Below are 18,214 nucleotides of genomic sequence, written 5' to 3'. Positions count from 1 at the left end.
CATGCCGACCACCAACCCCGTACCGAGCGCCGATCCGTCTGACCTGCTGTTCAACGCGCAGAAGCTCGACGAGGTGGTCAACGGGCCGGCGCTGAGCTACACCGACCGCCTGGGCAATGTGCGCCTGACCTGGGCCGGCATCTCGGCGCAGGCCGGCTTTGTCGCGCTGACCGACGCCGCCACGATTGCCATCGACGGGGCGCTGGGCTTCAACCACCGCGTGGTGCTGGGCGGCAATCGCACGCTGGCCAACCCGACCGGCCTGATCGACGGCATGGTCTACACCGTGCGCATCCGGCAGGACGCGACAGGCGGGCGCACGCTGGCCTACGGGACGAAGTGGAAGTGGCCTGGCGGCACCGCGCCGGCACTCAGTACCGGGGCCAATGCCGTCGACCTGATCTGTGCGCAGTACGACGCGGCCCTCGACATGCTGCTGTGCAACCTGCTGCGAGGGTTCGCCTGATGATGCGCATGGTCGGCCCGGCGCTGCGCGCGGGAATCGATCCGTACTGGCGGCATGTGGTGCTGCTGCTGCAGGGCGGGTCGGGCGTTGACCAGTCGAGCGCGCAAACGTCGGTGCAGCTCCTGCCGTCAGGCCTGTACCAGCCCGGCGGGAGCACCGAGCACCTGGACGGCACCCTTCCGACGATCAAGGTCATCAACCCGGTGTCCTACGCCCCCGGCATCGTCTGCGACATCCCGGCACTGGGCTCGCAGGATTGGACGTTCGAGCTCTACGCGCACTACACCGGGCCTTACTTCGCGCTCTGGACGGACGCGAAAGACCGATCGGGCGGCGACCCCTACGGGGGCTTCACGGCCTGGGTGAGCAATGCCGGCGACAGACGCATGGACGTCATGCTCAACAACAACACGGCGACCGTCAAGAACGGCGCCACGCCTGACGCGCAGCCGGCATTCCCGTGGGGCGCCTACTACTGCGTCGAGCGCAAGGGCCGGTACGTGTACCTGTCGACCGGCGGGGTCATCCGCGGCACGATTGACCTCGGCAGCACGGGCTACACGCTGAACGCCCGCGAGCGCGTGCCGCGCATCGGCGACTGGTCTACCGACGCCGGATCGGGATGGGTGCAGTACGTCGGCCGCGTCCGCTGGACGCTCGGCGTTGCGCGATACGACGGCCTCGGATTCACCCCGCCTGTCGGCCTGTTGCCGGTGGGCTGAGCAACCCCATGCAGTCCACCATGAGAGCACCTGCTATGTCTGAGCCCGCATCGTCCACCGCAGCCGGCATCGTCGGCTGGAAACTCATCGGCGGCGCCGCCGGGGCCGCCAGCATCGGCGCCGGCCTGGCCGCCATCGTCGTGATGTGCATGACGCCGCCGCGCAGCTCGCGCGAGTGGGCTGTCGGCCTCATCAGCACTGTGGTCGGCAGCATCGCCGGTGGCGCGGCTGTGATCCAGCACCTGGGCCTGCAGGCCTGGATGCAGGAGCCGGCCGGCCTGATGGCGGTGCTGGGCCTGGTGTTCGCGTGCGGCCTGCCTGCCTGGGCGCTGGTGCGCTGGGCCTTCACGTGGATCAGTCGGCGCGAGGGCAAAGACCTCGCCGAGGTGGCCGCGGATCTGCGCCGCGACATCGCGGGGGGCTGAGCGTGCATTTCAGCCTCGACGAGTTCACCGCCTCGACCACCGCCGCCCGCCGCGGCATCCCCAACGTGCTGCCGCTCGAGCTGTTGCCGGCCGCGCACGAGACGCTGGCCATGCTGCAGCGCATCCGCGACTGGCTGTCGGCCCAGGCCGGCCGCGACGTGCCGGTGGTCATCACCAGCGGCTACCGCTGCGGGGCGTTGAATGCGGCGGTGGGATCGTCGCCCCGCAGCGACCATGTGCGCGCAATGGCCGCCGACTGGCGGGCACCGGCCTTCGGCACTTCGGTCGAGGTCTGCCGCGCGCTCGCGCCCATGGTCGGCGCGCTCGGCATCGGTCAGCTGATCAACGAGTTCCCGGGGCCGTCAGGCTGGGTGCACGCCAGCACCGCCTACCCGCTGCAGCCGGTGAACCGCGTCATCACGATCACCAGCGCCGGCACCGTGCCGGGCATCATCGGGGCGTAGGGCGCGCGATCAGCCCTGGCGCACCGCAGGTATCGCCCGGCCCCGAAAAATCGCTCCAGCGGCCGGATTCAGGCCTTGGTGAGCCTGTAGCGGGGATGCTGGCCAAGCGCCAGCAGAGCAACGGCCCAGGTCTGCACCGGAATGGCCCGGCCGCCCTCGTACCGCGCCCAGGTCTGCCGGTCTGCGATGCCGCACAGCGCGGCCATCTGCGCCAGCGACAGGCCCGCGCCCTCGCGCAGCGCGCGGACGGCCTCGGGCGTGGGCTCAGGCAGGTCGGCCACCGGATCAGGCTGCTGAGTGCCGCCGAGCATGCGCGCATGCGCTGGCGTCAGGTACGGCTCGGCCATGCCCGCCGGCATGCCCAGGTGCACCAGCGCCAGCAGCAGCGCGGCCTGTGCGCTGTAGGGCATTGGCCGGGCGCCCGCCAGGTACTGCCGCCAGGTGGCCGCCGACGTGCCGGCCAGCTCGGCGATGCGCTCATCGGGCAACGCGGATCGCTGCTGCAGGTCAGCGAGTTCGGTCGGGGTCATGCGCGGGGCAGACCCCGGCTTGCGGCCGGGGTGGTTGGTCATGGTCAGGCGGTCCAGTCCATCTCGGCCATCACATCAGCCTCGTTTTCGCCCTCGGCGTCAGGGGCAGTCTGGCTGCACCAGATCGAGTAGCTGTCTTTGCCGTGGGTGTCCTTGACCACCTCGATGAGGGCGCGGAGCGCGTCTACGTCAGCCGCATAGTGCCGGCGCGTCTCGTCGGCGAAGTACACGACGCCAGCCAGATCGCCATCGCTGTCATAGGCCAGCGTGGCGCTCGGGAGGTGCGGCAGGGCCGCATTGATGATCTCCTCGACGAGGGCGCTGTCGGTGTCGATGGTGAATGCGTTGGTCATTTCAGTTTCTCCGCCCACTGCCTGGGGCCCGGGTCGCAGCGGTGTTGCTGCGATGGATGTACTGTAGGCCATCGGATTACAGTGTGCAAGCAATCCCGAGCGACTTGTGTGGTCTATTGGACTACAGCCCGGCGACTCTCAGCACCACCTGCACGCCGGGCTGCCCGCCCGCATACCCCGGCGGCGCCCACGGCTCATCATCCGCGCCCGGCTCGCGCTCCCACGCATCGCAGCCGGTGGCCGGCCATGAGCGCACGCGGCAGCAGCCCGGGCGCGAGCACAGCGCCGCAGTGCCCTGCGCGGCCAGGCCGGCATAACAGCGGCAGCGCCAGCAGGGGCGGATTTCAACAGGGCGGGACGGGGCACCAGACATTGCGACAGGGTAGGGCGCGGCTGGCTCAGCGGGTGAGCCGGGACGATCGCGCGAGGCGTCCGGATCGCACCCGCTCGGCCGCTGCGGTGTGCCTCCACTGTCCCGGCTCGGGCGGATTGTGTGGCCTGACCGGCCCGAATCGAACGGGCAACCCCTTGCTTAGAAGGCAAGTGCTCTATCCGGTTGAGCTACGGTCAGTCGGGAATGTTTTTGGACAGACCCCGGATTATTGGACATTCTCCATAGGGCGAATACCTGCTTAGAAGGCAGCTGCTCTATCCAGTTGAGCTACGGGCAGATGCCGCGCCGGGGTGCAGCCGGTGCGGGCTGCCGACGCGGACGGCGGGGCGCATTGTAGGTGGGCACTCGCAGGCAGGCCTGCCGGTGCGCAGGCCGCTGGCTCAGACCCGACTGTTGTGACTTCGGCCACAGGCACCCCCGGCAAATGGGTGGTGCCATCTGCACGGCTCTTGCATAGGCTGAGTGACATCAAAACGTCATATCAATCACAGGGAGCGTCTGGACATGTCGGCATCACAACAGGGGTTCATGGGCCTGTGCAAGGCTGCGGTCGCGGCATGCCTGGCGCTGGCGCTGGGCGGTGCCCAGGCCACGGTGCAGTTCGACCCGACGGCGCTGGGCCTGGGCGGCAGCGCCTTCGAGACCAGCACACTGACCGGCGGCGAGGTGTCGCGCATCGACTTTGGCGCACCCGATGCGCAAGGCAATTCGCTGTGGCAGGAGCATGGCTTCCTGATCGTCGACACGGCGCAGCAGGCGGGCGGCATGCTCACCCCCACCGGCCTGGGCAGCGACTACACGCTGTACATCCAGTTTGATCTGCTGGGCGTGCAGCCGGCGGCGGCGGCGGGCTACACCACGCAGGCCACGGTCTCGATGTATGCGGTGCCGGGCGTCTCGAGCTTCGGCTTCGACAGCCAGGGCATCGCCGTGGCCACGCATGCGGCCACGCCCATCCTGGTGGCCAGCATGAGCGGGGCGCAGGTCTTCACCTACAGCTACCCCGACCCCGCCTTTGGCGGCGCGCCGACCCTGGGCGCGCAACTCGGCGGTGTGCTGGCGCCGGTGGCAGGCAACAGCTTCCTGTCGTCGGCGGTGCAGGTGTCGGGCGTGTTCTATCACCCGTTTGCAGGCCTCGGCTTCATCAATGGTGGCGCCAGCGTGCTGATCCAGGGCGGCCACGACACGCTGAGCCTGAGCGCCGTGCCCGAGCCCGCCACGCCCGCGCTGTGGCTGGGCGCGGCGCTGCTGCTGGGCCTGGGCCGGCGGCGGTGGCGTGCGCCCCTTGCGGCAGCCGGACGCGCCAGCGCCTGAACGGCGGTCTGAGAGCTGATTGACGGCCGGCGGTCGCCGGTCGGTCGGCCAGCCGGCCGTCGGGCGGCGTGCCCGGGGCGCGGCAGTGGCCGGCGGCTGGCGTACAGTGCCGGCGCCATGCCTCGCCCCAACCCCTGCCGTGTCTGACCCGCGCCGCGCCGACCGGCTAGACGCGCTGCGCGGTGCCGCCATCGTGTGGATGGTGGCCTACCACTTCGCGTTCGACCTCAACCACCTGCGCTGGCTGGCGCCGCCGCAAGACTTCTACCGCGACCCGTTCTGGACCTGGCAGCGCACGGCCATCGTGAGCCTGTTTCTGCTGTGTGCCGGCATGGGCCAGGCCCTGGCCGCCGCGGGCGGGCAGGGCTGGCCGCGCTTCTGGCGGCGCTGGGCACAGGTGGCGGGTTGTGCGCTGGCGGTATCTGCCGGCTCGGCGCTGATGTTTCCGCGCAGCTGGATCAGCTTTGGCGTGCTGCACGGCATGGCGCTGATGCTGCTGCTGGTGCGCTGTGCCGGGGCCCTGGCGCCGGGCCGCACGGCCTGGCTGTGGCCGGCCGGCGCACTGGCGCTGTTGCTGCCGCACGGGCTGGGCTTTGCCGCCCTGGACAACCGGCTGGGCAACTGGCTGGGCCTGGTCACGCGCAAGCCCATCACCGAAGACTGGGTGCCCGTGCTGCCCTGGCTGGGCGTGATGCTGTGGGGCCTGGCCGCCGGCCACTGGTTGCGCGCCCGGCGCCCGCCGTGGCTGCTGGGGGCCGCCCCGGGCTGGAGCCGGCCGCTGCGCTGGCTGGGCCAGCGGCCGCTCACGGTCTACATGCTGCATCAGCCGCTGCTGCTGGGCGCGCTGATGCTGGCAGGCATGGCGCGGCGCTGAGCAGCACCGAGTGGCCACGCGCCCGCCGGCGCGCCCCACCGCGCCGGCGCGTCTGGTCACGCCGGCGCGGCGCTGGTGCAGCACCGGCACACTGGCGGTGCGCAGCCGCTACAGTCGCACCATGAGCGCCCAGGTCCTGTTCGGCTTCCATGCCGTTACCGTGCGGTTGAAGACCGCCCCGCAATCCATCATCGAGATCCATGTCGATGCCACACGGCGCGACGCGCGCATGCGGCAGTTCGTCGAGAGAGCCCAGGCCGCCGGCGCCAAGCTGGTTGACAGCGATGACCAGCGCCTGATCCGCCTGGCCGGCAGCCCGCGCCACCAGGGCGTGGTGGCCCGCGTCAACGCGGTGGCGCGCAGCCACTCGCTGGACGACGTGCTTGACGGCGTGGATGGCCCGCCGCTGGTGCTGGCGCTCGATGGCGTGACCGACCCGCACAACCTGGGTGCGGTGCTGCGCGTGGCCGACGGCGCCGGTGCCCATGCGGTGGTGGCGCCCAAGGACCACGCGGTGGGCCTGAACGCCACCGTGGCCAAGGTGGCCAGCGGCGCGGCCGAGACCATGCCCTACCTGATGGTCACCAACCTGGCGCGCTGCCTCAACGAGCTGAAGGAGCGCGACATCCGCATCATCGGCCTGTCCGACGACGCCGAGCGCACGCTCTATGACCTGGACCTCAGCGGCCCGGTGTGCCTGGTGATGGGCGCCGAAGGCCCGGGCATGCGCCAGCTCACGCGCAAGACCTGCGACGAGCTGGTGAGCATTCCGATGAGCGGCGCGGTGGAGAGCCTGAACGTCTCGGTGGCCGCCGGCGTGTGCCTGTACGAGGCACTGCGCCAGCGCCGCCTGGCTGCCGAGCCCGCCTCGACGGCGGCCGGGCTGGCCGACGAGCAGGCCGAATCGGACCACGACGCGGACGACGACACGGACCACGACGCGGATCACGACGCGGACAACGAGCCGGGCGATGAGCCGACGGACGGCCCGGCGGACGAGCCGGACGGCGCCCCGACCGATGCCGGAGATGCCAGCGGCCGCCCTGCCTGAGAGGCTGAGCCGGCGCCCATCGCCCCCCCCGCGCGCGCGCACGGCCGCCCCGGCCGGCCGCCGCGATGGCCGCTGCCAGCCTGCTGCCGGCCCTGCTGGAGGCCCTGTGACGCGCCGGCCCGCCATGTGGCGGTGGCTACACTCGTTGGCAACCCGTTGACCCCAAGGCTGCCTGCCATGTCCGTGACCGCTGTCCAACACCCGCTCGTGCGCCACAAGATCGGCCTGCTGCGCGAGGCCGACATCTCCACCAAGAAGTTCCGCGAGCTCACCCATGAGCTGGCGCGCCTGCTGGCCTACGAGGCCACCGCCGACTTTCCGCTCGAAAAGACCACCATCGACTGCTGGAGCGGCCCCACCGAGGTGGAGCAGATCGCCGGCCGCAAGGTCACCGTGGTGCCCATCCTGCGCGCCGGCTTGGGCATGCTGGACGGCGTGCTCGACCTGGTGCCCAACGCCAAGGTCAGCGTGGTCGGCCTGGCGCGCGACCACGAGACCCTGCAGCCGGTGAACTACTTCGAGAAGTTCGTCGGTCAGCTCGACGAGCGCACCGCCATCATCATCGACCCGATGCTGGCCACCGCCGGCTCGATGATCGCCACCGTCAGCCTGCTCAAGGCGCGCGGCTGCAAGGACATCCGCGCGCTGGTGCTGGTGGCCGCGCCCGAGGGCATCGCCGCGCTCAATGCCGCCCACCCTGATGTGCGCTGCTGGACGGCGGCCATCGACAGCCACCTCAACGAGGTGGGCTACATCATCCCGGGCCTGGGCGACGCGGGTGACAAGATCTTCGGCACCAAGGACGAGGGCACGCGATGAACCGCCATGGCGTGATGCCCGCACTGCTGGGCCTGGCCGCGCTGCTGGCCACCGGCTGCACGCAGGAAAAGCAAAACGAGATCCGCCGCAGCATCCAGAACTGGACCGGCACCAACGGCGTGCTCGAGGTCTACAGCGGCGACAAGGTGGTCAAGCGCTTCCTGAAGATCGACAAGCTGTCCACCGCCTACGGCACCGAGGACAACCTGCCGCGCAACTACCGCTACGGTTACGGCGTGCTCGACGAGAACCTCAACGGCACGGTCGACGGCGACGAGAAGCGCGTGTATTTCGAGATCAGCAACCAGGGCACGAACTGGGTGTTCCACGAGGCGCCGCGCTGAGCATGCCCGGATCTGGCACGGCGGCGCCGCGGCGCAGCCTGGTGGCGCTGTTCGGCGCCACGTTCTTCGAGCTGTGCGGCATCTTCGTGTTTGCGCCGCTGATGCTGTTTCAGCTGAAGGCGCGCGGGCTCGACAGCACGGCCGCCGGGGCCTTTGCCGCGCTCAACTGGGCCGGCGTGCTGGTGGCCACGCCTTTTGCGTCCACCGTGGTGCGGGCGCTGGGCACCCGGCGCGCGCTGCTGCTGAGCGGCGTGGTGCCGGTGGTGGCGTTGGCCGGCATCCAGGCCAGCAGCCAGCTCGGCCTGTGGGCGCTGCTGTACGCGGCCTCGGGCATGGCCGCGGCGCTGCGCTGGGTGTTGTCCGAGTCGCTGGTGGCGCGGCTGGCGCCGGCGGCGCACCGTGGCCGCATGATGGGCCTGTTCTCGACCATGATCGGCGCCACCTTCATGGTCGGGCCGGCGCTGCTGGCGGCTTTGCTGGCGCGGGGCTGGTCGGCCCACCAGGCCGGCTGGATGGCGCTGCTGCTGACCGTGCTGGGCCTGGTGATGATGTTCGGCATCCAGGCCCCCGAGCTGGCGGCCGCCGCGGCGGGCGATGCACCCGACGGCGCGGCCACCCCAGCGCCGCGCCCGGGCCTGGCCCAGGCCCTGCAGGGCACGCTGGCAGCGCTGCGCGGCATGCCGGTGGTGATGGCCACCGGCTTCGTCGGCGGCTTCTTCGAGGCCGGCCTGTCGGGTGCCTTGCCGCTGTGGGGCCTGTCGCTGGGCTGGAGCCAGGCCGCCGCGGCGCTGCTGGTCACCGTGTCGGGCCTGGGCAGCACGCTGGCGGCGGCGCCGGCCGGCGAGCTGGCCGACCGCTGGTCGGTCGAGGCCATGCGCCGCAGCTGCGTGGCGGCCTGCCTGCTGGGCGCGCTGCTGGTGCCGTGGGTGTCGCTGCCCGGCGGTGCCTGGCTGGCCTGGCCGCTGGTGGTGGCCTGGGGCGCGGCCGGCGCGGCGCTGTACACCTTGTCGATGGTGGAGATCGGCCACCGCCACACCGGCCAGGGCCAGGGCGTGGCGCTGGTCGACAGCACCGCGGTGCTGGTGCTGGCCTACACCGCCGGCGGCATGCTGGCACCGGCCGTCACCGGCCTGATGATCGACTGGGCGCCGCGTTTCGGTCTGGCGGCCGCGCTGGCCGCCGTGGCCCTGGTGGGCTTCATGCGGCCTGGCGCGCCGCTGGCGGGCGCCCGGGCGAGCCCCTGATCGCTCTGCCCGCGCCGGCAGTTCAGGCCGGTGGCTCAGGCCGTCCCGGGCCGCAGCCGGTGCATCTGGCTGCGCAATCCGGCGGACCGGCGATGCAGCCTGTCGGGGGGCGTCATCGGCGGCGGCGGCGCTTTGGTTACCATCGCGCCCGTCCGCCGGCCGCAGCCGGTTTCACCACGGTTCTACAGGAGCAACCCAACATGGCCATGGATGTCGTCGACTACGAGATCAAGGGCTCTGAAATGCAGTTCGTCGAGGTCGAGCTCGACCCCGGCGAGGCCGCGGTCGGCGAGGCCGGCAGCCTGTTCTTCATGGACGCCGGCATCGGCATGGACACCGTCTTCGGTGACGGCAGTGCCAGCCAGGGCGGCGGCTTCTTCGGCAAGCTGCTGGGCGCCGGCAAGCGCCTGATCACCGGCGAATCGCTGTTCACCACGGTCTACACCAACCAGGCGCCGCAAAAGCAGCGCGTGGCCTTTGGTGCGCCCTATCCGGGCAAGATCATCCCGATGGATCTGCGCCAGCTCGGCGGCATGCTGATCTGCCAGAAGGACGCGTTCCTGTGCGCCGCGCGCGGCGTCTCGCTGGGCATCTACTTTCAGCAAAAGCTGTCGGTGGGCTTCTTCGGCGGCGAGGGCTTCATCATGCAGAAGCTCGAGGGCGACGGCCTGGCCTTCGTGCATGCCGGCGGCACCGTGGTCAAGCGCGAGCTGCAGCCTGGCCAGACGCTGATGGTCGACACCGGCTGCGTGGTGGCCTTCACGCCCAACGTCAACTTCGAGATCCAGTACGTCGGCAAGATCAAGACCGCGCTGTTCGGCGGCGAGGGCCTGTTCTTCGCCAAGCTCAGCGGCCCGGGCACGGTGTGGCTGCAAAGCCTGCCGTTCAGCCGCCTGGCCAGCCGCGTGTTTGCCGCCGCGCCGCAAAACGGCGGCTCGCGCGAGCAAGGCTCGGTGCTGGGCGGCCTGGCCGGCGGCGGCCTGATCGGCGGCATCCTGGGCGGCGGCGACGACGAGTAAGCCCCGCCGCGCAGGCGCTGGGCGGGGCGCGGGCCACGGCAGATCGCACAAAAGTGGCGGTGGCGCCGCGGCCCCCGCGCCCGGCCTGCGCTGACGCAAGCCGGCCGGGGCCGGCCGCAGGGCGGCACCGCCTACACTTCTGGGTTGCCCGCCACCGATGTTGCGCCGCCGCTGTGCCTGCGTGCCCAGCGGCCGCCAGCCGCCCCGACGTGAACCCTGATTCCATCCGCTGCCTGCCGCGCCGCCGTGCGCTGACCCTTGCGCTGAGCCCCTGGCTGGCGGCGTTGCCGGTGCTGCCCGCCGCAGCCCAGGCCACGGCCCAGCCGGCTGGGGCCGCCCAGCCCTCCAGCGCGGCCGCCAAGGCCCGGCTGGCCAGTGCGCCGATCTTTGTGCTGAATTCGCTGGACGCGACGATCAGCGTCATCGAGCCCGGCAGCTACGTCGAGCGCAAGCGCATCCCCACCGGCAAGGAGCCGCACCACCTCTACCTCTCGCCCGACGAGAAGAGCCTGCTGGTGGCCAATGCGCTGTCGAACTCGCTGACCCTGGTCGATCCGCTGACGGCCGAGGTGCAGCGCACCATCACCGGCATCGTCGACCCCTACCAGCTGCGCTTCTCGCCCGACATGAAGTGGTTCGTCACCGCGGCCAACCGGCTCGATCATGTCGACCTCTACCGCTGGGAGCCGGCCGACGCCGCCCAGCCGCTGAAGCTGCAAAAGCGCATTGCGGCGCCCAAGACGCCCAGCCATCTGACCATCGACAGCCGCAGCACGGTGGTGTACTGCTCGCTGCAGGACAGCGACGAGCTGATCGCCATCGACCTGGCCACGCAGGCCGTGCGCTGGAAGGTCAAGACCGGCAAGATGCCGGCCGATGTGTACCTGTCGCCCGACGACAAGCGGCTGTTCGTGGGCCTCACCGGCGACCGCTTCGTCGAGGTCTACGACGTGAGCGCCGGCGCGGCACGGCTGCTGCAGCGCATCGTCACCGGCGCAGGCGCGCACGCGTTTCGCGCGCGCGGCGATGGCCGGCAGCTGTTCGTCAGCAACCGCGTGGCCAATACGCTGAGCGTGATCGACATCCAGTCGCTCGCCGTCCTGGCCGAGTTGCCCGGCCCCAGCGGCCCCGATTGCATGGAGCTGCTGGCCGATGGCCGCACCCTGCTGCTGAGCTCGCGCTGGGCCGGCAAGATGACCGTCATCGACGTCGACAAGCGCCAGGTGCTGCAGCAGGTGAAGGTGGGGCGCTCGCCGCACGGCATCTGGACGCTGAACCATGCGCCAAGGGGCTAGCGGCGCCCCCCCCGAGGCGGCTGCGCCGCCTCCCCCGAAGCCTGGTCTCGGGCGCGCCGCCAGTGGCCTGGCGGAGCCAGAACCATGGCGGCCGCTGGGTTGGGGTGGTGGGCTGCCGGGTGTTTGCGCGGCGGTGGCGATGCTGGCCGCTGGAACTGCTGGCGCAGCAGGCCCTACCGCCGCCTCACCCTGCACCCAGCCCGTCTACCTGACCTTCGACACCGGCCACATGGGCGTGGCCGAGCTGGTGGCCGAGGTGCTGCAGCGCCAGCAGGTCAAGGCCACGTTTTTTCTGGCCAACGAGCGCACCCTCACCGGTGGCTGGAGCCTGGACGAGCACTGGGCGCCCTGGTGGCGCGCCCGGGCGGCCGAGGGCCATGCCTTCGGCAGCCACACCTGGGACCACCACAGCTGGCTGGCCGATCGGCCCGAGCGCGGCGACGGCAGCTTCGACACGCGGCCGTCGATGGGCCCGCGGGCAGGGCAGCGCAGCAGCTTCACGCCGGCCGCCTACTGCACCGAGCTCAGGCGCCCGGCCGAGCGCTTCCAGGCCATCACCGGCCAGGCCATGCTGCCGCTGTTTCGCGCGCCGGGCGGCAAGACCTCGCCGGCCCTGCTGGCCGCTGGCCGGGCCTGCGGCCTGGCCCATGTGGGCTGGGCCCCGGCCGGCTTTCTGGGCGATGAGCTGCCGAGCGAGCGCTACCCCAATGTCCAGCTGCTGCAGCGTGCGCTGCACAGCATCCGCAGCGGCGACATCCTGGTGGCGCACCTGGGCATCTGGTCGCGGCGTGATCCCTGGGCGCCGGCGGTGCTCGAGCCCTTGATCGTGGGGCTCAAGGCGCGCGGCCTGTGCTTTGCCACGCTGCGCGAGCATCCGCAGTACGGCCGTGCCCCGGCAACGGCGGCGCTGCCGCAGGCGCGCTGAGATGGGCACGCCGGGCGAGCTGTTCGACGCGCTGCAGGGCTGGCTGTTCGAGCGCGCGCTGCAGCCGCTGATGTTCGAGCTGGGCCTGGGCAATGTGCTGGCCGATGGCTACCGCGCCACCGCCTGGCTGCTGGTGGGGCTGCTGCAGCTGGCGGTTCTGCTGCTGGTGTTTCGCGCGCTCGAGCGCTGGCGGCCGGTGGAGGCGGTGACCGACCGCGCCGCGGTGCGCACCGACATCGTCTACACGCTGATCCACCGCCTGGGCCTGGTGCGGGTGGCGATGTTCTTCAGCATCGATCCGCTGTGGGACTGGCTGCGCGGCCAGGCCAGCCTGCAGGGCATGGCCGGTGTCGAGCTCGACCGCCTGTGGCCCGGCCTGACCGACCAGCCGCTGCTGAGTTTCGTGCTGTACCTGCTGCTGTTCGATCTGGTCGACTACCTGTATCACCGCAGCCAGCATGCGCTGGACTGGTGGTGGCAGCTGCATGCGCTGCACCACAGCCAGCGGCAAATGACGATGTGGAGCGACAACCGCAACCACCTGCTCGACGACCTGCTGCGCGACGCGGTGTTTGTGCTGCTGGCCTTTGCGCTGGGCGTGCCGCCAGGGCAGTTCATCGCGCTGGTGGCGGTGACGCAGCTGGTGGAAAGCTTCTCGCACGCCAACGTGCGCCTGAGCTTCGGCCCGCTGCTGGGCCGGCTGATTGTGGGCCCCGATTACCACCGCCGCCACCATGCCATCGGCCTGGGCCATGAATCGGCCGGTGCCGGCACGCTGGGCGGCTGCAATTTTGCGGTGCTGTTTCCGGTGTGGGACATGCTGTTCGGCACCGCACGCTTCGACTTTGCGCTGCAGCCCACCGGCATCCGCGACCAGCTCGAGGGCCGCGACTATGGCCGCGGCTTCTGGGCCCAGCAATGGCTGGGGCTCAAGCGCCTGGCCGGCCGCGACTGACGACGCGGCGGCCGCGCAGCACAACAGCGCCGTGCGGCTGCAGGCTGCAGGCTGCAGGCTGCTGGCTGCGGCACCGGTCGGTGCCACGCCATGCCGCTGGCGCAACGCGCCGCCAAAAGACAAGGGCCACGCATGCGTGGCCCTTGTCTTTTGAGGCCGGCCTGCACGGCCGGCCGGGCCAGCGCAGCCGGAGGGCTGCGCTGGCCAGTACCGCGTTAGCGGTTCATCTTCTGCGTCGCTTTGGCCAGTTCCTTGGCGCCGGTGGACGTGGCCACGCTCACCGTGGGCTGGTTGTCCAGGTACAGCGCGGTCTGGCCGGTGGCTTCGCCGGTGCCGGTGCTGAAGTGCACCGTACCGAAGTAGCGCTGGCCGGCCGGCACGTTCCACAGGAAGGCCACCGTGCCGCTGCCGGCCGTGGCCACCGTGGCGGGCACGCTGACCTTCAGCGAGTTGGCGATGCCCTTGCCGGTGCTCACCAGCCAGCTCGACAGCGTGTAGTCGAGCTTGCTGACGGCGCGTGCGGTGCCAAAGCCGATCACGCAGAGCGAGTAGGTGCCTGCGGCCGGGGCGCGCAGGTTGACCAACTCGTTGGTGGTGCTGCCACCGCTGGAGGCCACCACCGTGCCGGCGGCGTTGCGCACCTCGAGGTCGAGGTCGTCCAGACCCTGGCCTGCCGAGTCGGCGTCAAACATCGCCACGCGCAGCCACTTGGCGCCGGCAGGCACCGTCACCTTGGCCGAGCAGTTTTCGTTGCCCACATCGACACTGCCTGCCGTGCGCGTGGCCGGCACCAGACCGTCGGTGATGGCACGCATGGCGCCGTCGTAGCCGGTACCCACGGTGAACATGCGGTTGGCACGAACACGGGTGTCTTCCAGCAGCGCCGGGGTGGCCAGGAACAGGGGCTTCAAGGTCAGCGGGCTGCGCACCGTGCTGGCACCGTCGGACCAGTCGAGATTGCCGAAGGCCCAGCTGCCGATGGCCGCCGTGGTGCGGGTGGCCGTCACCGCGAAGCTGCCTTGCGCGCCAGGGGCCAGCGTCAGCGTCGACGGTGTCACCACCGCCGAGAAGCCGGGCATGGTGGCCGTGGCGTTGAAGGTCTTCGTGGCCGTGCTGACGTTGGTGACCGTGCGGTAGAGGGTCTGCAGACCCACCACCTCAGCGGTCAACGAGGCCAGGTTCAGGTTCCACGGGGCCAGGAAGCCGACCGAGCCGCAGACGCCGCTCGCCGGATTCAGCGTGCCCGCGCCGCACAGGAAGGCCAGGTAGTCGACCAGGTTGGCGTCGTACACCAGCGGCACACCCGAGGCGCCGTTGGGGTTGGCATGGCCTGCACCGTAGCCGAAGCGGTCGTTGTCAGCCGCGCCACTGGCCAGCTTGACGCCGGTGGTGGTGGTCATCAACGCCGACTTGATGGCTGCCGGCGACCAGGTGGGGTGCGCCTGCTTGAGCAGGGCGCCCATGCCGGCGATGTGCGGGCTGGACATCGAGGTGCCCTGCAGGAAGTCGAACTCCGGGGCCGGCCAGGTGCCGCCCGCGATCTGCGCGGCATAGTGCGTGGCCAGGGGCGGCGTGTAGGCCGCCAGGATCGACACACCCGGGGCCGTGATGTCCGGCTTCAGGATGTTCGGGTTGGCCAGGCTGGGGCCACGCGACGAGAACGAAGCCATCTGCGGTGCCACCACGCCCGAGGCTTGCGCCCCGGCCGTGATGTAGCCGGTGCCGGTGCCGGTGGCCGCATAGCTGCGGATGGCCGTGCGCACGGTGTGCGACAGGTGCACGCTGGGCACGTGGTGGGCGTCGTCGTTGAGCGTGTTGCTGCTGGTGTTGATCAGCACCATGCCGGCGCCGCCGGCGGCCATGATCGCCTCGCTCTTGTTGACACGGGCGTTGGAGCCGCGATCGCAGACCACGATCTTGCCGGCCACCTTGGCCGGATCGAGGGCCGCGTCAGACCCGGCCGCAGCACCCAGCAGGGTGGCATCGGCCAGGTCGGTGGCGTTGAAGCACAAGCGCAGGGCGGCCTGCTGCGTGGGGTTCAGGTCGGCCAGGGGCTTGATGCCGGCGTTCACCGACAGCACCAGCGGCAGCGGGCCGGCTGCACTGGCCAGGCCCGAGGTCTGCAGCGAAGCGCCCGCGTAGGACGTGCCGCCCAGCACGGCATTGGCCGCGAACAGACGGTCGTGCGTGGAGGCTGCCACCGTGGTCAGCCAGGGGCTCATGTGCGCCACCGTGTTGCCGGGGCCGCTGTTGCCCGCCGAGGCGGCCACAAACACGCCGGCATCGGCCGCGAACAGGAACGCCACTTCGACCGGGTCGAGGTAGTTGGTGCGGGTGCCGCTGATCGAGTAGTTCAGCACGTCCACACCGTCGGCCACGGCCTGGTCGATGGCCGCCACGCTGTCGGTGGTGATGCAGGTGGCCAGCGCCGAACCCTCGTACAGCCAGCACACCTTGTAGGCGGCGACACGGGCGCGCGGGGCGATGCCCGAGATGTTGCCCACGGCACCACTGTTCACGGTGGCCGCCACATTGGCGTTGCCGCCAGCGGTGGAGGCGGTATGGCTGCCATGGCCGTCGGCATCGCGCGGCGATGCAAACTCGACCGGCTGTGCCACGTAGCCGGCGGCGTCGAAGCCGGTGCGGAACCAGCGTGCGCCGATCAGCTTGTTGTTGCAGGCGCTGGCGGGAAAGCCGGGCCCGGTTTCACAGGCACCTTGCCAGCGGCCGGGGCGGGTGGTGGCGATCGGGTCGTAGACCACGGTGCCGGCCTGGTGCGAGGACACCGGCTTGCCGCTGCCGTCGACCTTGTCCGAGAACGACGGGTTCTCGGGCGTGATGCCGCCGTCGATCACGCCGATGATCACGTTCTCACCGGTGACGTTCTGGCTGTACAGGCCACCCGCAGCCGAGAGGCCCAGGAAGGCCGGCGTGCGGCTGGTGTCCATGGTGAACGCCGAATCGGGCGTCACCGACAACACGGCGGCATTGGCCTGCAGCTTGGCCACCTCGGCCGCGGTGAGCTTGGCGGCAAAGCCGTTGAAGGCCACGTTGTAGCGGTGCGTGACCGGAGCGCTTCCCACGGTGGAGATCACCGTGTTGCGCTGGCTGTTCAGGTAGCCCAGATAGGCCTGCACATGCGAGGCGCGCATGTTGAGCTTCTGGCCTGCGGCGGGCCTGGTGGCGGCAAAACCGGCCACCTTGCCGTTGTAGCCGGCCACCGGCAGATCGGCCAGTTGCACGATGTAGCTCTGGCGTGCCGCCTGCTGCGCGCTGGCCGAGGCGGCCGCGAGCAACAGGGTTGACGCCCAGATCCAGGGGGTCTTGTTCATGTAGGGATGTTCCTTCTGCGTTTGTGGGCAGGGTTGGATCAGCGGGTGCTGCGGCGGCGGGTGGCCACCAGTGCACCCAGGCTCAGCGCCGCCAGCCAGATGGCCGAAGGCTCGGGGATCGACATGCTCAGGTTGTCGACCGAGAACTGCAGATCGCTGGGCAGCAGGAAGTCGGCGGCCAGGCCGGCGGCGTCGGTGATGCAGCCGCCGCCGGTGATGTAGCAGGCGCTCAGCGTGAGCGAGGTCAGGCGGGTCATGTCGGCCGCGCCCGTGTAGCTGCTGAACTCGAAGTCACCGGGCAGCACCGCGCTCTCCACCAGCTCGAGCAGTTGGCTCACGCTGCCACCGCCCAGCGTGGTGCCCGACAGCAGCAGGCCGAAGCTGTAGCCCGACAGGCTGAGCGAGGGCGAGGGCAGGAACGAGGCGTCCAGGCTGTGCAGCTGGAACCACTCGTTGACCGGCCTGATCGTGACCGAGGCACCGTTGAGCGCCTGCAGGTGGGTGCTGCTGTTGCCGGTGGCGCAGTACTCAACGCCCACGGCACACGACGAGGTGTCGATCAGTGCATCGCCGCCGGCCGGCGTGAAGCTGAATCGCTGCTCGGTGTACTGGGTGTTGGTCTGGCCCGGACCGATCAGGTCGAACGCGCCTTCAAAACCGACCGTGGCGACCGGAGCCGCAAGGGCCGCGGTGGACGCCGTGAGCGCGATGGCAGTGGCCATGGCGCGGACTTTCCAGGACTTCGGGAACATCGGGGGAGCCCTTTCTCGGGTGGATCGGCAGGTTCGCGGACTGTTGGTCCGCCGCTGCCTTGGAACGGTGAAGCGCAAGTTGCCGGGGTGTCCGGCCTGTGCAAATACTTGCTGAAACTCAGGGTAGCAATTCACGGGCCGCGCACAGGTCATCGAAAGCCCCATGCACGCCCCCCCAAGCGTGGGGGGGTGGCGGAACTTGAGCCGTGCAGGCCCGACTGCGCGCCGCGTGCTGGCCGGCTGGGCCGGGCCATCCAGCCGGCGCAAGCCGGGGCGGCGCGTGGCGTTCAGGGCTGCGCGTCGATCACCGCGCGCACCAGGCGTGCACCCGGTGCGGCGAGCGCCGGCAGGCGGTCGATGCGGCCGCGTTCCACCGCATCGAGCACCCACTCGTGGATGCCGCCGACGATGGCCACCGCCTGCTCGGCGCCCAGTGCGGGCCCGGCGATGGCCACAATGAAATCGGCAAAGCGCTGGGTGCTGCGGCGCCGCGCCGCCAGGCCGGCCGGGCCGAGGGCCATGATGTCGACAAACAGCGTGGTCAGCAGTGCCGGGTTGCCGGCCAGGTGGGCCAGGTAGGCGCCGAGCGCCTGCTCGACCTGGGTGTGCCAGTCACGCCGCGCGTCGAGGGCCTGACGCAGCACCTGCAAGGAGTTGAGGCTGGCCAGCTCGTACAGCGCGATGAAGCAGGCGGGCTTGTCGCTGAAGTGCTCGTAAAAGCTGCGCTTGGAGACGCGCGCCTCGGCCGCCAGATCAGCAATCGTCACCGCGGCATAGCCCTTGGCGGCCACGCTGTGGGCCATGGCTTCGAGCAGTCGCTCGCGGTGATCGGTGAGCACATCGGCCATCGCGGGCGATGATGCCATGCACCCCGATGGGGAGAGGCGCGCGCCACCCTGGGGAACACCCCTGGCACCGGTTTGGTACGCATTGGTA

At 70.7% G+C, this 18,214-nt stretch carries 18 protein-coding genes, 1 tRNA gene and 1 pseudogene; 14 read left to right on the top strand and 6 right to left on the bottom strand.

The features are described from left to right. Nucleotide 1 precedes the first annotated feature (1 nt). From N4G63_RS07095 to N4G63_RS07080, 4 genes are read left to right on the top strand one after another with little or no spacing between them, the layout of a single operon-like run. Complete coding sequence (locus N4G63_RS07095; protein ID WP_260785423.1) at nt 2–466, top strand: hypothetical protein; 465 nt, start codon at nt 2–4, stop codon at nt 464–466. Next, entirely contained in the window at nt 466–1,188 is a 723-nt protein-coding gene (locus tag N4G63_RS07090) for a hypothetical protein (RefSeq protein WP_260785424.1), read from the top strand. The genes N4G63_RS07095 and N4G63_RS07090 overlap by 1 nt, the downstream gene beginning before the upstream one ends. 8 nt (nt 1,189–1,196) lie before the next feature. Continuing rightward, nucleotides 1,197–1,613 (top strand): hypothetical protein, encoded by a 417-nt coding sequence (locus N4G63_RS07085; protein WP_314599514.1) that lies wholly within the window; start codon nt 1,197–1,199, stop codon nt 1,611–1,613. Between the two features lie 2 nt (nt 1,614–1,615). Continuing rightward, the gene (locus N4G63_RS07080; RefSeq protein WP_260785426.1) at nt 1,616–2,077 is read left to right on the top strand and encodes a D-Ala-D-Ala carboxypeptidase family metallohydrolase; all 462 of its coding nucleotides are present in this window, start codon (nt 1,616–1,618) and stop codon (nt 2,075–2,077) included. Nucleotides 2,078–2,145: 68 nt separating this feature from the next. Here N4G63_RS07080 and N4G63_RS07075 read toward each other — a convergent pair whose 3' ends face one another. The 3 genes from N4G63_RS07075 to N4G63_RS07065 form a co-directional block, all read right to left on the bottom strand. Continuing rightward, nucleotides 2,146–2,649, bottom strand: coding sequence for a helix-turn-helix domain-containing protein (locus N4G63_RS07075; RefSeq protein WP_260790689.1), 504 nt, complete (start codon nt 2,647–2,649; stop codon nt 2,146–2,148). A 2-nt stretch (nt 2,650–2,651) separates the two neighbouring features. Continuing rightward, nucleotides 2,652–2,960: a hypothetical protein gene (locus tag N4G63_RS07070; protein WP_260791235.1), complete on the bottom strand. Its 309-nt coding sequence runs from the start codon at nt 2,958–2,960 to the stop codon at nt 2,652–2,654. A 494-nt stretch (nt 2,961–3,454) separates the two neighbouring features. Beyond that, a tRNA-Arg gene (locus tag N4G63_RS07065) sits at nt 3,455–3,531 on the bottom strand. A gap of 327 nt (nt 3,532–3,858) precedes the next feature. On the opposite strand from N4G63_RS07065, the gene N4G63_RS07060 reads away from it, so the two are divergent. The 10 genes and pseudogenes from N4G63_RS07060 to N4G63_RS07015 all read left to right on the top strand — a co-directional run bounded on the left by N4G63_RS07060 (nt 3,859) and on the right by N4G63_RS07015 (nt 13,194). Next, nucleotides 3,859–4,668: a hypothetical protein gene (locus N4G63_RS07060; protein WP_260785428.1), complete on the top strand. Its 810-nt coding sequence runs from the start codon at nt 3,859–3,861 to the stop codon at nt 4,666–4,668. A 139-nt stretch (nt 4,669–4,807) separates the two neighbouring features. After that, nucleotides 4,808–5,542 (top strand): heparan-alpha-glucosaminide N-acetyltransferase, encoded by a 735-nt coding sequence (locus tag N4G63_RS07055; RefSeq protein ID WP_314599513.1) that lies wholly within the window; start codon nt 4,808–4,810, stop codon nt 5,540–5,542. A 121-nt stretch (nt 5,543–5,663) separates the two neighbouring features. Beyond that, nucleotides 5,664–6,389, top strand: a pseudogene (gene rlmB / locus N4G63_RS07050) (23S rRNA (guanosine(2251)-2'-O)-methyltransferase RlmB); the annotation flags it as partial. A 381-nt stretch (nt 6,390–6,770) separates the two neighbouring features. Continuing rightward, on the top strand, nt 6,771–7,412 hold the full coding sequence (gene upp, locus N4G63_RS07045) for a uracil phosphoribosyltransferase (RefSeq protein WP_260785429.1): 642 nt from the start codon (nt 6,771–6,773) through the stop codon (nt 7,410–7,412). Continuing rightward, on the top strand, nt 7,409–7,756 hold the full coding sequence (locus N4G63_RS07040) for a hypothetical protein (protein ID WP_260785430.1): 348 nt from the start codon (nt 7,409–7,411) through the stop codon (nt 7,754–7,756). Before upp ends, N4G63_RS07040 begins: the two co-directional genes overlap by 4 nt. A 2-nt stretch (nt 7,757–7,758) precedes the next feature. Beyond that, nucleotides 7,759–9,000 carry an MFS transporter gene (locus N4G63_RS07035; RefSeq protein WP_260785431.1) on the top strand — a complete coding sequence of 414 codons (1,242 nt, stop codon included), beginning with the start codon at nt 7,759–7,761 and terminating at the stop codon, nt 8,998–9,000. Between the two features lie 200 nt (nt 9,001–9,200). Continuing rightward, nucleotides 9,201–10,019: a TIGR00266 family protein gene (locus tag N4G63_RS07030; RefSeq protein ID WP_260785432.1), complete on the top strand. Its 819-nt coding sequence runs from the start codon at nt 9,201–9,203 to the stop codon at nt 10,017–10,019. A 275-nt stretch (nt 10,020–10,294) separates the two neighbouring features. Then, a complete protein-coding gene (locus N4G63_RS07025) occupies nt 10,295–11,314 on the top strand; it encodes a YncE family protein (protein ID WP_338001642.1) in 1,020 nt (339 codons plus the stop codon). A 139-nt stretch (nt 11,315–11,453) separates the two neighbouring features. Further along, entirely contained in the window at nt 11,454–12,239 is a 786-nt protein-coding gene (locus N4G63_RS07020) for a polysaccharide deacetylase family protein (protein WP_260785433.1), read from the top strand. 1 nt (nt 12,240) lies between these two features. Beyond that, nucleotides 12,241–13,194: a sterol desaturase family protein gene (locus N4G63_RS07015; protein WP_260785434.1), complete on the top strand. Its 954-nt coding sequence runs from the start codon at nt 12,241–12,243 to the stop codon at nt 13,192–13,194. A 215-nt stretch (nt 13,195–13,409) separates the two neighbouring features. On the opposite strand, the gene N4G63_RS07010 is transcribed toward N4G63_RS07015, so the two are convergent. The 3 genes from N4G63_RS07010 to N4G63_RS07000 form a co-directional block, all read right to left on the bottom strand. Next, nucleotides 13,410–16,526 carry a S8 family serine peptidase gene (locus tag N4G63_RS07010; RefSeq protein WP_314599512.1) on the bottom strand — a complete coding sequence of 1,039 codons (3,117 nt, stop codon included), beginning with the start codon at nt 16,524–16,526 and terminating at the stop codon, nt 13,410–13,412. Nucleotides 16,527–16,564: 38 nt separating this feature from the next. Beyond that, a complete protein-coding gene (locus tag N4G63_RS07005; protein WP_260785436.1) occupies nt 16,565–17,248 on the bottom strand; it encodes an NF038120 family PEP-CTERM protein in 684 nt (227 codons plus the stop codon). A gap of 317 nt (nt 17,249–17,565) precedes the next feature. Continuing rightward, nucleotides 17,566–18,144, bottom strand: a complete 579-nt coding sequence (locus N4G63_RS07000; RefSeq protein WP_260785437.1) for a TetR/AcrR family transcriptional regulator — start codon at nt 18,142–18,144, stop codon at nt 17,566–17,568. Nucleotides 18,145–18,214 lie beyond the last annotated feature (70 nt).

Source organism: Aquabacterium sp. OR-4, from assembly GCF_025290835.2.
Lineage (GTDB): Bacteria > Pseudomonadota > Gammaproteobacteria > Burkholderiales > Burkholderiaceae_C > Pseudaquabacterium.
Note: the sequence above shows the minus strand (reverse complement) of the source record. Positions and strands in the feature narration are given on the sequence as shown.